The organism is Seinonella peptonophila (assembly GCF_900129355.1).
Classification (GTDB): domain Bacteria; phylum Bacillota; class Bacilli; order Thermoactinomycetales; family Thermoactinomycetaceae; genus Seinonella; species Seinonella peptonophila.
In genome coordinates this window covers 28,955-42,318 of the sequence record NZ_FQVL01000019.1, presented here as the reverse complement: position 1 = coordinate 42,318, position 13,364 = coordinate 28,955, and the positions used below count along the sequence as shown (strand labels likewise).

Annotated in this window: 10 protein-coding genes and 2 pseudogenes; 8 read left to right on the top strand and 4 right to left on the bottom strand. The window is 40.4% G+C overall.

Translation table 11 applies throughout. The annotated features are described in order from the left end of the window. Positions 1-100: 100 nt before the first annotated feature. Together BUB71_RS17705 and tnpA are read right to left on the bottom strand one after the other, a co-directional pair. Entirely contained in the window at positions 101-931 is an 831-nt protein-coding gene (locus tag BUB71_RS17705; protein WP_073158208.1) for a hypothetical protein, read from the bottom strand. A gap of 1,495 nt (positions 932-2,426) precedes the next feature. After that, positions 2,427-2,741, bottom strand: a pseudogene (tnpA, locus tag BUB71_RS17700) (IS200/IS605 family transposase); the annotation flags it as partial. A gap of 379 nt (positions 2,742-3,120) precedes the next feature. Between tnpA and BUB71_RS17695 the strand changes: the two are divergent. Next, positions 3,121-4,242 (top strand): MFS transporter, encoded by a 1,122-nt coding sequence (locus tag BUB71_RS17695; RefSeq protein ID WP_245815721.1) that lies wholly within the window; start codon positions 3,121-3,123, stop codon positions 4,240-4,242. 349 nt (positions 4,243-4,591) lie between these two features. Here the strand turns inward: BUB71_RS17695 and BUB71_RS17690 are convergent, their stop codons facing one another. Next, positions 4,592-5,818: a hypothetical protein gene (locus tag BUB71_RS17690; protein WP_073158196.1), complete on the bottom strand. Its 1,227-nt coding sequence runs from the start codon at positions 5,816-5,818 to the stop codon at positions 4,592-4,594. A gap of 787 nt (positions 5,819-6,605) precedes the next feature. On the opposite strand from BUB71_RS17690, the gene BUB71_RS17685 reads away from it, so the two are divergent. Both BUB71_RS17685 and BUB71_RS17680 read left to right on the top strand, forming a co-directional pair. Then, on the top strand, positions 6,606-6,911 hold the full coding sequence (locus BUB71_RS17685) for a hypothetical protein (RefSeq protein WP_073158191.1): 306 nt from the start codon (positions 6,606-6,608) through the stop codon (positions 6,909-6,911). 248 nt (positions 6,912-7,159) lie between these two features. Then, on the top strand, positions 7,160-7,420 hold the full coding sequence (locus BUB71_RS17680) for a DUF7660 family protein (RefSeq protein ID WP_217653576.1): 261 nt from the start codon (positions 7,160-7,162) through the stop codon (positions 7,418-7,420). A 10-nt stretch (positions 7,421-7,430) separates the two neighbouring features. Here BUB71_RS17680 and BUB71_RS17675 read toward each other — a convergent pair whose 3' ends face one another. After that, positions 7,431-7,685: a hypothetical protein gene (locus BUB71_RS17675; protein ID WP_073158187.1), complete on the bottom strand. Its 255-nt coding sequence runs from the start codon at positions 7,683-7,685 to the stop codon at positions 7,431-7,433. A gap of 469 nt (positions 7,686-8,154) precedes the next feature. Here BUB71_RS17675 and BUB71_RS17670 point away from each other — a divergent pair, with 469 nt between their 5' ends. From BUB71_RS17670 to BUB71_RS17650, 5 genes and pseudogenes are all read left to right on the top strand, one after another. Beyond that, positions 8,155-8,691: a dihydrofolate reductase family protein gene (locus tag BUB71_RS17670; protein ID WP_073158183.1), complete on the top strand. Its 537-nt coding sequence runs from the start codon at positions 8,155-8,157 to the stop codon at positions 8,689-8,691. A 611-nt stretch (positions 8,692-9,302) separates the two neighbouring features. Next, positions 9,303-9,682, top strand: a pseudogene (locus tag BUB71_RS20125) (tyrosine-type recombinase/integrase). Positions 9,683-9,935: 253 nt separating this feature from the next. Next, entirely contained in the window at positions 9,936-10,475 is a 540-nt protein-coding gene (locus BUB71_RS17660) for a PadR family transcriptional regulator (protein ID WP_073158180.1), read from the top strand. After that, on the top strand, positions 10,465-12,726 hold the full coding sequence (locus BUB71_RS17655; protein WP_073158176.1) for an ATP-binding cassette domain-containing protein: 2,262 nt from the start codon (positions 10,465-10,467) through the stop codon (positions 12,724-12,726). The genes BUB71_RS17660 and BUB71_RS17655 overlap by 11 nt, the downstream gene beginning before the upstream one ends. Then, positions 12,723-13,139, top strand: a complete 417-nt coding sequence (locus BUB71_RS17650; RefSeq protein WP_073158172.1) for an ester cyclase — start codon at positions 12,723-12,725, stop codon at positions 13,137-13,139. Before BUB71_RS17655 ends, BUB71_RS17650 begins: the two co-directional genes overlap by 4 nt. The last annotated feature ends 225 nt before the right edge of the window (positions 13,140-13,364 follow it).

Genomic DNA, 13,364 nt, shown 5'->3' with positions numbered 1-13,364 from the left:
ATCGCGGAAATCGTATTTTTATGAACCAAGATGCCTCAATGTTTATAGCCAGTAGTATAAAGTGACTTCTTCAACAATTTGTGCGCGATTATTGAAGAATTTATCTGGAAATATGCAGAGCACTCCTATTTGTGATAACAGGACTCACGTGATCCTTCGGTTGTAAATATTCTGGTATGGATGCTGCTTTCTTAAATGGCGTTTTCCTTAACAATTGTTGAAACTCTCCAACTGCCCACTTCCTACCTAATCGTTCATCCATAAAATCTTCAATTAATGCAGATAAATACATCTCCTGACCCTTGGGAATTCGCTCTAAAAATCGGTTGAATAATTCATCTTTTGTATTTACTTTATAGGCAATTATTTTTGGATAATCGTTACCATACTTCTTTCTCCCTTGATCAATCTGCTCTGACAAGTATTGTTGTTGATGCTTTAAAAAGATTTTTTTGCGATAGTCTGAACCGTAAGTAGATTGAACCGTTTCGTTAATTTCACCTAACATTCTTAGGCTATAACTATAAGCATCGGATTCTGCTGGTTGTAAGACATAGTCTGGAGTTTTTCTTAAATAACCTGACTCAAACAGATTTTTTTTCAATAAATTTATCTTCTGATTTGTTTCAGTGTTCATACCCTTGCAAATTAAGTGTTGAAAAAAGTGTCTGCCTTCATGGATTAAAATATAGAGAAGCGGAAAATAATCATTAAGTGATAAGAGCATCGGTTTTAAAGCAATCGTTTCTTTCTTTGGAGTATAGGCGCCAACGAGCTCTATGTTTTGACTTATTTCTATTGGACATGCCCTTCTGTTTTGTTGCTTTGCCTGCTCATCTTCTATTCTTTCTGCCATTTCCATTCGCTCTTCAAAGGATGCTGCCCTCCAACTGAATGATAAATCTTTTATCAATTCATCACTTAGGATCATTTATATTCTTTTCCCTTCGATGGAGTTCGTTTTATTATAATTATGAGTATTTTAATAAGTGCTATCCCGTTATGCAATGGCGAATAGAAGAGTAGGTCTAATATATATGGAATAAAAGGGTTCAAGGGCATAATTATACAGGCAAGAATGTTAAATCCGCGATACTTGAACTACTACCACCTACAGAGGTGGTAGATACCTGCGAACACCAGACCAACGTCCAGTTATCTTAGCAGGCTCTACCCGCCGTCCCAGCGGTGAAAACAAAGTATGCTCTGCTATGCTCCCTACTTTCGCTTGGTTTTCGCAACTTCGGTGAGCTGGGTGGTTGAAGATTTTACGTTACTGACCCTTTCCAGCAACAACCCCATATCTTCAGTTTTCAAAGAGCTACAACTATTCTAACAAAGAAAGTGGTTCTAAGCATCCCCGCAAAAGGGATACCGAACCACGTCCCATTCACCTCACCGCTTGTAGAAGCGGGAGTACTCTTGGACGAATTTGAATAGAAGTCATTCAATTTTGAATAATTAGATAAATAACTTTGCTGTGATAGGTTCGATCGGCTACCAATTCTCAAAATCGACAATATGATCGCCCGCGTTTAGCTGGAACTCGGATCGTGGCTAGCGTTCGCTCAGACACAACAATTTCATGAGGCTGTGCGCTTTTTCTCCTTTCTTAATAGATAGAATGAATGGCAACTTAGTATCAATCTGCGTTAGAATGATGATGCTCCATGCTCCAGAAATCGCTATTATAACTAATAAAATCACGATCAATATATATGGTACTTCTTTGTATACGAAGTATAGATTTATATGTGAGGGTGTTCGAAAGGAGTCATTGTGTGTTAATGGTGAGTTGTGCAGCGCATACCGCACCGTGGGGTAAATCCCACCCTCTCGGCCAATAGTAAGGGGTTTGAGAGTGTTTTTAGACAGGTCAATAAGCGAGGGAAACGTCTAACAAACTTCTAACATTGAGTTAGCATTCTTTTTTGCCTCATCAAAAGGAAGGTGTCTAATTTTTGTGCAGCTTCTTCATATAAAGTCAATTGCTAATTGTTCATTACTCGTCAATTATTGATTCTATTTAGACTAATTGCTTTGTGTAGAATCTTGAAGCCAGAATCGCGCCATTTTCATTGTAATTACATCTCTAAATCAAATTCAACTTTTTCCTATTTACCCGAATCACTTGAAGTGATTTCTCCTAAATAGAACCTAATGTTATTTACGTTCTCGATTTTTTTATCTCCACTTTGTAAAACAAAAGTTAGAAAACCACTGTTTTTGACATTGGGTTTAATGATACCACTGTTTAATTTTGAATTCTTTGGATCCATTTGCAGCTGCATGCATCAACTTCAAGTTTCCTTTGAATCAGTCTCCAGTTAACTTCTTTTCCTTTATTTTCATAAGTTAATCCAATCTTTATTTGATCTGGTTTAATATTTAATTCGTTTATATTTATTTTCAGATCTCCAAAGTCTTCAGGGGTTTGTCATCACTTCTTCTTTTGATGGAACTTTCCAGTTCCTTGTTTTATCGTTCCTTGAATGATCTTGTTCAACCATGCTACTTGAAAGCAACTGAGACAAATGTTTGAATTTTTGTCTCAGCTGTCTAGAAGTCATTCCTTTCACGCTCGCCATGACATCGAATAGGAAATCTGTGGGAAGGAAATGCAAGAACAAGTGACAATGATCAGGCGTTACTTCCTTCGCTACAATGATCCAATCATTCTCTTGGCACATCTCTGCTACTAACTGATTGAATCGTTCTTCTGCCTTGTTCACCAGTACCTTTCTTCGGTAGCTTGAGCTTTCAGTCGGCCCATTCTCAAGACGCTAACAACTCAAAAACCCCACGCTTTCAAATGTGTAGAGTGTCAACAGTAAAGCAGATTCTAGATCAATCCGCCTGATGCTGGCAGTACCGTTGTTTCCGCTGTTTAACCGTAGTAAATGCTACAGGATTCATTATTGATAGGCATTTGATCGTTTGTTATATAATAAATGAGAACAATGAAGATTCTAATCACTCGCCTAGTATTGAATGGAGTATACCCTAGGCTAGATTCAGTAAACTGAAGCGATCTTAAATCAGAAGACCCAATGGGTCCATCACTAGTTAGTAGGGAGTATTTTGAAAGGTGTAGAAAAAAGCTGGCTTACTTCCCAGCTGGTGGTTGTACTGCTCAGTCAAACGCTATACTCCAGCGTACTCCTATTCTGTAATGTTTCACTTTTCGTGAAACAAGAGAAATTAGTCGAGTACGTAGGGATTATCCTTGCGATAAGGACAATCTCATCAGGAATTTTCGTTCTGATTGGAGGAAATCTCTCCAGTCGATTCGGAGCGAAACGGGTGCTGCTCGTCTCTATGCTGGGTGCAATCCCATCCTTCCTCGCTGTAGGGTTCTCACAAACCATAGTCCAATTTGTGGTTGTGCAAGTTCTCAGCGGATCAATGAATGGATTAGTCGTCGCATCCTTTGCGATATTGGTCAGTCAAGCAGTATCGCAAAAAGGTAATAATCAGAGAAGAGCATTTGGAGCAAGTATCACCACCCAAGTGTTCTTCATCCCCTGCGCAGCAGTAGGAGGATGGATCCAGTCTCCAGAAAACCGCAGCATGTGGCTGATCGTTATCTCGATCTGTCTGTCTTGTTCCTGGTTCTGTGGATGCTTCATACGCAAGAGCCAGACTCAAGTCACTCTTCCATTCTGGAAACTGATCGATCTAAAAATCGTCAAGGTCGTTTATCCCATTGGAATATCCTATGGGATGTTGCTGATAATCTATGCGTATCTTCCAATCGAAACAGATTGGAGATATGGGTGGATCCAAGGGATTACGATCTTTACCTCAGCGTTGATGGGGATCATACTCCCCAGATGGGTAGAAGCGAAACAGGACAGAAACGACTACTCACTTATCCGCATGGGTTATGGGGCATTAATCTCATGCCCGACCTTATTAATCATGGTCCCAGTAATTCCAGGGGTCATTTACGGGCTTCAAGTGGGTTATCTACTAGCCGGAGTGGCACTAGGCATCGCAGTTACCGCCTCGGTAACGGGGTTTCGGACTCTCTCTCAACTTCAAGTGACTGAGGAGCAAAAGAAAGTTAGTATCACAACTACGACCGTCACTGCAGATGCGGGGGTAATCGTTCCAATGGCCTACAACCTGTTATTAGGGGGTTGGATCGGAGGGAACAATCCTAACTTTCAGGTAGTTTGGGGGTCAATGATTGTACTCTGTTTCATACCTTTCCTGCTCGTACTACGAAAGAGGTTATAGAGACTGAACAGCAGTAACCAAGCCTTTATTGGCAAATGGTCTACTGCTGTTCTTTGATTTGTAACGAGGTCTAAACTCTTCTAGAGATAAGGGGTTCCTGTTCTAACTGTCGTTACAGAAATAGTGTTCAATGAAGAGAGATAAGGATCTTGTCTTTTTAAAGAAAATATGACTATGAAATCGAAGATGATTTTAACTGGTAATCGAAAATCAAAGAAGGGCTGATCGTGGCCCATGGATTACGTTACGCTTTACATCCACCCAAATGCTATGAGGATGAAATCAACAGTTTAGGGTATCATTTTAGAAATCGTGCCTCTACATATTGAACTGAGAAAAGTCGGTTTTTCTACGCTCCTTTTGATCGCTCACCTAATTCATGGTTTCGATCATGAAGAGCCGTTAAAAATCCGCTATCAACAACCTCATCAATTTTAGGGGATATCCCTAGCCATTGCTCTCTTTTCTTCTCATGGGCGAATTGTAGAAATGCCTGGTGGATTTCTTCATGTGAAAGTTCGGATTGTTTCCAAATCTTTGTACGTAATTGATTCAAATCATCAACAAGATGATTAAACACTGGTGTTTTTTCATTTTTAAGATATTTATCAGCACATATTAATGCATGTGTGACCGAATTTCTTGCTAGTTCAAACCGATCATATATATACATATCTTGCTCTGCACTCTGGAGATAAGTTGGATCAACGCCACGTTCTCTCAATCGCTCGATCCTTTGCTCGAGTTCACCCTCTAACAAATGAATCCCTAATCGATGTTCGTTTGCAATCACACCATATAAAAGATCTCCTATCTTGTAACCATCCAAATCGTAAAAATAAGGAATGGTTGATGGATTATCACCAGAATAAGCAATATTCCCTGCATTTCGATCTGCATCAATAAAACAAGGCGGTCGGTTTCCCATCGTTGTAAAACCTTGTTCTACTTCTGCAAAAGGACGTTCAGGAAATTGTAGCAATTCAAAGATGTGACCATATTTGCCTCGACGAGCTTTTTCATATCTTTTTTGTGCATAGCGAGAGTGAGCAAGGGCAAACTCTTTTGGGTTACTCCCTTTCCAACCCTTTGGTGTTTTTACTTCATCTACAGGGATTTGTGTCCATCGAAATGTATAATCATCCAATGCTGTTGATAAGGTGTTGGGAATGGGTCCTCGAAAAGCAAAACCAGAGAGTCGAGTAAAGGATGTTGGATGGGGTATCCAATCTAAAACAGCATACGCACTTCTTTCTTCATTTGGATTGTTAGATGCAAGCTTTTGACCTGAAACATGGTGGATGCGCGGGATTTTACACAACGGTTGTCCTTCTTGTAAGCGTTCGATTAACCAATTCATTTGTGTATAAGGCTCTTTTACCATGGGAAAATCAAGAAACATGTTTAACGGATATTCCTTCACATCGCGGGCAATACGAACAGCATAAATTTGCCTATTTTTTTCGATCGGTACTACCGTATTGAATACACCAAATTTTGCACTCTGATCACCGTTTTTAATCTTTTCCAGTGCTTCTTGATACATACTATCCCAATCAAGATCTAGTCTCCTCATGATATCTTCCTTTCTAACTGTCGTATCGGACAACATCACCAATGGATTGGATACAATCTGAGAGTTTACATTTGAGGCTAGTATCCAATCGTTAACTTTTTCTAACTTTGATCAAAAAGTTACAGCTTATGCTTTTGATGAAGAAGAGGCTTGGCATAAAGCTAAACTGAAGATGACCTGTGACTATTGGATTGACCGCGAGTTGTGTAAGGAAATTAATTTCAATGCGGGAAGAATAGCGTTACAATTCAGGGGAACTATTACATTTTACAGGAGGGGTTATGATTGTCTAGCAAAAATTCAGACGAAAATAATAAAAAGATCAAGGAAACTGGGCATTAGAGCTAATCCCTGATCAGGTTAGTCAACTCAACCACATGGTGAAAAGGGAGAAGGGAAATATCAAGGATGTAAAGGGTCTTGTTGAAAAAAACACACAGAAACGGGAACGGGAGTAGACGCTCATTAAGCAGTATGAGTAACAAAAACGCCGTTTGTTAACAGCAAATTGCATAAGATTCTCTCATTGTAGTGTGAGGGTGTCTAGATATGCAATATTTTACTCAATAGAGAACACGAAATGGTGGCATACACATTTTGTTTGTTTTTACTGAGCTTCCTGATAAGGAGATTGCACTTGATGGGAGGTATTAATGAATATCTTTTTGCGAGAGAAGAGTTTAAACTATGAAAATAATAATAATGGTTTAACTATTGGTATTATACAGTATCACGGATTAAGTGCAAAATGTTAAAGGATATAGCAAATAGATTTAGGAGGGTTAAAGTGATTTTTGATGAACACAAACAGTTAGTAGAATCATTAAGCGATTTTGTAGGTGAGGAAAGATCCGAAGTATCCTATTCAGTGTATTTAGATAGGCTAACACCTGTGTTAAAGAAAATAAAAGAAGATGAGTCAATTGTTTTCATTAAAATGGATGGGGAAAGAAAACGAGATTTATTTACATTCTTGATCACAGGGAAAGCTCTAGATGGCAATGGTATTAGAATGGACACAGATGATTTCGATGGTGGTATGTCTTATGTATGTATTGAATATGCGAGGAAGGTCTGGAATTGGGATGAGTAAAATACAAGAAATCAATCTACTACTTACACAAAATCGTAGGTAGATCGAAGAAAAAATCACTGCAAGAATGATATGAAGAGAAACCAGAATCTAAAAAAACAAAACAGGAAACTTTTATTTTTACTTTAAATATCGAAAAAGATCCTATTCAGAGCTTTTAGAAATTATTTGTTTAGAAATTGAAATAAAAATTTCATCCTTGGAGGGAGATAATATTTAAATTGGGGAATGAAAAAGGTTGAGTAGAGGTGATCAAAGTGAATTTAACAGAGATTAACAAAATTAAAGATAAAAATGACTTTTTAGCATTTATGGATTGGATCATTAAAGATTTCCAGAATAACAGGATAGAATGGGAAAATACGGACTTACTAAATTACTTCGAAGCAATACAATCTTGGATAGGAGATATGGAAGGATTCTATCAAAATACAGGGCAAACTGAACCTAAAGAAGTTGATTGGAGATTTATAGCTACCATTTTGATAGCTGCTAAATTCTACGAATAATGGTTCTGAATTATAGTAACCACCTTGATACACTTAATTGATATGTAGTAAGGTGGTTTTTCTGCGTTGGGTATTTGTCCATGTAGGGAGTATGCGATATTGACAGCATGCTGTCAATTACAATAAATGGAATCCATTTTGCGGGTAATGGCCAGTGACAGAGTAGCTGCACTTGTTTTGCAGCACCAGCAATAAGGTTTCCACCCATAGATGTTCGAATGTGATCAGGTAAATAGGAAAAAGGCTCTTGCTGTTTTGGATTCATATATGTCACTCTTTTCTTTTTGGTTTTTATTATAATGTATGAAATTTCTACATTTCTAACGGTTTATAGAGAATTATTGCTCAATTTGGTGATGAAACATTAAAACACACAGCTCGCTTTAAAGCGTTCGTTGCTTATACGGTAACCCCTTGTAGATGATGTCAATGGCAGCAAAGGTTTGTTTAGAGGTTTAATTCAGAAAGGGAGTTTCATTCTATGATTCGAGTGTTGGCACATGCAACTGCCTTTAAAAGTACCTGCTTTCATTTTGGAATCGGAACTTTGTTTTTATCCATTTTCTTGCTCTATAGACCCATTATTCGGTCAGGCCAGTACTGTGCACATTAGCAATCCATGAGAAACCGGACATGCTGTTGGATGATAAAATGATGACATAAAGGAGGATGCATATGGAAAGTGTAATCTTGATGATGAATGTGCGAGAAAACCAGGGAGGAGAGTCAGTCACATGGCAAAGATCGTTTTCGCATTGAACCAGTCTCTGGACGGATTCGTCGACCACGACCACGCGGCATTTCAGCCCGACCCCGTGCTATTCCGTCATTTCATCGACGATGTGCGCGGCCTGGCGGGCTGCCTGTACGGGCGTCGCATGTACGAGATCATGCGGTATTGGGACGAAGACCATTTCGAATGGGGTGCGCCGGAACGGGAATACGCAGCGGCGTGGCAAAGCAAACCGAAGTGGGTGGTGTCGAGGACATTAAAGTCCGTCGGTCCGAACGCTTCTCTGATCGAGGGCGACCTCACAGCAGCCATAAGTGGGCTGAAGACTCAGCATGAAGGGGAGATTGAAGTTGCCGGGCCGGAGTTGGCCCACAGTCTAACGGAGCTCGGTTTAGTTGATGAGTATCGACTCTATCTCCATCCAGTCGTGCTGGGTCACGGTAAGCCGTTCTTCGCCGGTCCGCGGCCGCCGCTGCGCCTCGTGGCAAGCGATCGAATTGGCGAGAAGGTGATCAGGTTGACCTACGTTCCAGCTTAGTTGTGCGGTTGACCCAGCGGCCTAAAGGGCACGTTGCTTTAATAGGGATTCTCCGGCTGTAGCGGAGTCAGAGGATCCCTTATTCTTTAAAATTTGTTCAGTTATGCGAAATGACATAGTTATTTATGGAATTAACGATTGACCTAACGGGTACGATAGTTTAACGAACAGGCAGCAATTGTGCATTTATCACCCATAAAAGAACTCTCCAAAAGCGGAGAGTTCTTACATGTAGAACCCAATCAACTAGTTTCTTTGCATTTGACAGGATCTGAAGGTGTAAAGGAATTTTTGAAGGTAGAGTTTACTTGGTTGTAGACATGTAGAGTATCCCTAGAACACAAACAGCCAACTCCTTAACGTACAGGTAGTCGGTTTATTTGTGTCTAAAATATGTCTAAGCGTACAATTTTCTCGAAATGAAACGGGGACCCCAAATACCTACGTGAAGAGCAACCCGACTATCATTATCTAAAGAATGTGTTTAGGCATCTGCGTGTTGAATTAGAAATTGAAGTGCCAAAGACCAACAAGAAGTAACCCATGTTCCCACAGAGGAAGAGATTAGACGCTATTACGAAGCCTTTTGGAAAGCGAAAAACTCCCAAGACATGATGATCATCAAAACTTTATTATACACGGAAGTTCGAGTGAGTGAGTTAGTTCGTATCAAGTTAATCGATGTCGATTTGGAACGTTGCCAGATTCGTATCAACCAGGGAAAAGAGAAAAAGATCGAATAGTTCCCTTTCCACCTGTATTTAAAGAGATGTTAGCGAGTCACACGAACCATGCAGAAAAAGCGGGAGCTGTTTATCTCTTTGAGTCCTCTTGGAAAAAGAAATACACGGATCGCGGAATCCGAAAAATCCTGAAAAAATACTCTGATCAGGCAGGGATGGTGCATTCGATCTCGCCAAATAAGTTACGTCATTTTCTGTTAACCTGGCTCAAAAAGCAAGGGATTGACGATGCACTGATCCAGCCTTAATCAGGACACGCAAGCCGCCAATCACTGGAAGTGTACTCCAAGTTAGCGATTACAGAAGCACAGGAAGAATATAATCGCCTGATACCGAAGTTTCCTATATAAACACGAAAATGACTTGAGCTCTCGATGAGACTTCTCAAATATTTCCATTTATTGGACGGATGGCCCCAAAATCGAGCGTCGCTCCCTTTACCCTAGTGAGACTCTATTATTCAAATTTGAATAATAGAGTCTCAATATATATAATAACATTATGAATACTACACAATTGCTTGTACTAGGCGCGATCGCTTTGCGTAAACAAACGCATGGTTATGTTGTTTATCGCGAACTGATCGAATGGAGAGTGGATTCTTGGGCTTGCATCAAGCCTGGTTCCATATACCACGCGCTGACACAACTTGAAAAGAAGCAGTATATTAAGCCCATCAAAAAAGAACCAGGAGAGAAAGGAGGCGCTCGAACGCTTTATGCCATTACCGACAAAGGCAATGTGGTCCTGAAAAAGGGAATAAAAAAAGCGCTAGAAAGTCTTGAGATGGACCAATACTCGGCAGGCATCGCGATGCGTCGACTTATACCACATGACGTATTGCTTCAGACACAGAGAAAACGACTCGAGAATCTCAATAGCATTCATCAATTCATGTGCACCCTTCCAAAGAAAGAAGGTGGTTCGCCTGCGGAAGAGCCTAGTCTTGTAAACTACTGGACGGGATTCTTTGAATACAATATTCAACATGTACAGGCATTTATAAAAAACGTGGAAAATGAGGTCAAACATGAAGGATAAGATCATTATTGAAGGAGCAAGTGAAAATAATCTCAAAAACATTTCAATTAACATTCCAAAGCATGCCATTGTAGTGTTTACGGGTGTATCTGGGTCGGGAAAATCTTCACTTGTTTTTGATACGATCGCAGCAGAGGCACAGCGACAGCTTAACGAAACGTATACCACTTTTGTCCGTAATCGTCTTCCGAAATATGGACAGCCAGAGGTTGAGTATATCACAAATTTGTCTGCACCAATTATCATTAATCAGAAACGTCTGGGAGGCAACTCACGTTCAACAGTAGGAACAATTACCGATATCTATGCGTTGCTTCGACTTCTCTTTGCTCGCGCAGGCGAGCCATACGTTGGGTATTCCAATGCATTTTCGTTCAATGATCCTGAGGGCATGTGTCCACAATGTGAGGGCTTGGGGACAAAGGTATCTCTTAATATTGACAAGTTTCTTGATCCTAATAGATCTCTAAACGAAGGTTCCATACTGCATCCTAACTTTAAACCCAACAGTTGGTACTGGAAGCTTTACACCTTGTCAGGACTGTTTGACAACGATAAAAAACTAAAAGACTACACAAAAGAAGAATGGGATACCTTGCTAAATGGCGGTGATGCAAAGATTGCTTTGCCTTCGCAAGGAGGTAGTGTTCATTCCAAATATGAAGGACTCATCCCCAAATTTCGGCGTCTCTATATCAATAAAGGCACAGATAATATGTCAGAGAAGAATATGAAAATTTTCAAGAGATTTACAACAAATGTCCAGTGTGATCTTTGTCACGGTCAACGATTGAATGAGAGGGCACTAAATTGCAAAATCGCAGGCTATTCGATCGCAGATCTATCTGCAATGGAGATAATCGCTCTTCAAGATATACTGGATGACCTGCATATAAAATCTGTGGCGACACTTCTAGATCAACTCCGCGAACGTCTAAAACAATTGAGCGACATTGGACTGGGATATCTTAGTCTTAACCGTGAAACGTCAACTTTGTCCGGCGGCGAGTCACAGCGGATTAAGATGGTTCGACATCTGAGCAGCAGCTTGTCGGAAATGATGTACATTTTCGACGAACCGACAGTCGGCTTACATCCGAGCGATGTTCATCGTCTGACTGAACTATTTGTGCGGTTGAGAGACAAAGGAAACACAGTCCTGATTGTAGAGCATGATCCCGAAGTGATGAAGATTGCCGATCATATTGTAGATATGGGGCCAAACGCCGGCATTAACGGTGGCGAGATCATATTTAGAGGCACATATTACGAATTGAAGAAGGCAAATACTCTCACAGGCAAGTATCTGCGCACTCGTATGTCACTGAATCAAAATAATCGTCAATATCCATACGTCTATCCGATCAGACAGGCGACTTGCCATAACCTCAAAAATGTCAGTGTGGACATACCCGCCAAGGTTCTGACGGTTGTGGCGGGTGTAGCCGGATCCGGAAAAAGCTCTCTTATTTATGAAGTATTCGCTAGAGAATATCCCGAAGCTATTGTGATCGATCAATCGCCCATACGTGGTTCTCGCCGTTCCAATCCTGCAACATATACGGGCATACTAAATGACATAAGAAAGTTGTTTGCTAAAAAGAACGGCGTAAAAGCCTCTCTTTTTACGACCAATTCCGAGGGTGCTTGCAATAATTGCCAAGGCTATGGAATGATTTGGACAGACCTAGCTTTTATGGATGGTGTAAAAACCATTTGTGAAGTCTGTGAAGGACGGGGCTTCAAGAAGAACGTACTAAGTTACACCTATCGGAATAAATCAATCTACGATGTAATGACAATGACCGTTTCTGAAGCAAGAGTTTTTTTTGACGATGTTTCATCATTTGCAAAAATATTTGCTGCTTTGAGCGAAGTGGGACTTGATTATATTACTTTAGGTCAGACACTTGACAGTTTATCAGGCGGCGAGTGCCAAAGGCTCAAAATTGCAATGGAGTTGGGCGAATCGAGCAGTATCTATATTCTTGATGAACCAACAACTGGGCTTCATATGTCCGATGTGGCAAAACTAATTTCGATTCTCGAACAGCTTGTTGATGCTGGCAATACTGTCATCGTTATTGAACATAACGTCGATGTTATTAAACGGGCGGACTGGATCATCGAACTTGGTCCTGGAGGTGGCAGCAACGGGGGAATGGTTACATTTACAGGTAACCCCTTACAACTAAAGAATGCTTCTGATTCTGCGACTGGCAAATATCTTATTACGGAGGGACTAATATGACTACTAAAATGAATAAAAAAATTTGTATTGATTTTCTGAATGAAGTGCATAACAACGATAATCTAAATGCGATAGATACGTATTTGGACAAAAACGTTTTTTCTCATGATCCCTTCCCGGGTCAGGCACCAGGCTCGGAAGGCGTGAAGGACACCATGAGAAAGTTTCGGGAGGCATTTCCTGATAAAAAAATTTTGATTCATGATGTCATTGCCGAAGGCGACAAAGTAATGGTGAAGTTCGCGGCACAGGGTACGCATTTGGGTGAATTTTCTGGTATTCCCGCATCCGGCAATACAATAAACTACGAGGAAGTTGTCATTCTTCGTGTCAAGGAAGAGAAGATCGTCGAGCATTGGGCTGTTGCTGATGCGCTTACTCTTATGCAGCAAGTCGGTGCTATCCGATTATAGTTTTTCAGGAACATTCCTCACCTAGCGTTTGAGAAGGTACAAATTTCTGGGGCTATCCCTCTGAATTCTTTTTGAAGTGATTAAAAAACTCGAAATCGGGTAGCAGAAGGTGACTCCCACCTGCTACTCGATTTATCTCTAATCCTTAACGAAATTCTTTGACGGATGCATCTTTTAATTCAAATTAAATCAGCCAGCTTCTTAGCTTGATGGGCATGGGGTCAC

Excerpts from the sequence above, each read along its gene's own strand:
- BUB71_RS17675 (WP_073158187.1), bottom strand. The coding sequence starts at position 7,685 with ATGAATCCAAAACAGCAAGAGCCTTTTTCCTATTTACCTGATCACATT.
- BUB71_RS17650 (WP_073158172.1), top strand. The coding sequence starts at position 12,723 with ATGACTACTAAAATGAATAAAAAAATTTGTATTGATTTTCTGAATGAA.
- BUB71_RS17690 (WP_073158196.1), bottom strand. The coding sequence starts at position 5,818 with ATGAGGAGACTAGATCTTGATTGGGATAGTATGTATCAAGAAGCACTG.
- BUB71_RS17670 (WP_073158183.1), top strand. The coding sequence starts at position 8,155 with ATGGCAAAGATCGTTTTCGCATTGAACCAGTCTCTGGACGGATTCGTC.
- BUB71_RS17655 (WP_073158176.1), top strand. The coding sequence starts at position 10,465 with ATGAAGGATAAGATCATTATTGAAGGAGCAAGTGAAAATAATCTCAAA.
- BUB71_RS17660 (WP_073158180.1), top strand. The coding sequence starts at position 9,936 with ATGAATACTACACAATTGCTTGTACTAGGCGCGATCGCTTTGCGTAAA.
- BUB71_RS17705 (WP_073158208.1), bottom strand. The coding sequence starts at position 931 with ATGATCCTAAGTGATGAATTGATAAAAGATTTATCATTCAGTTGGAGG.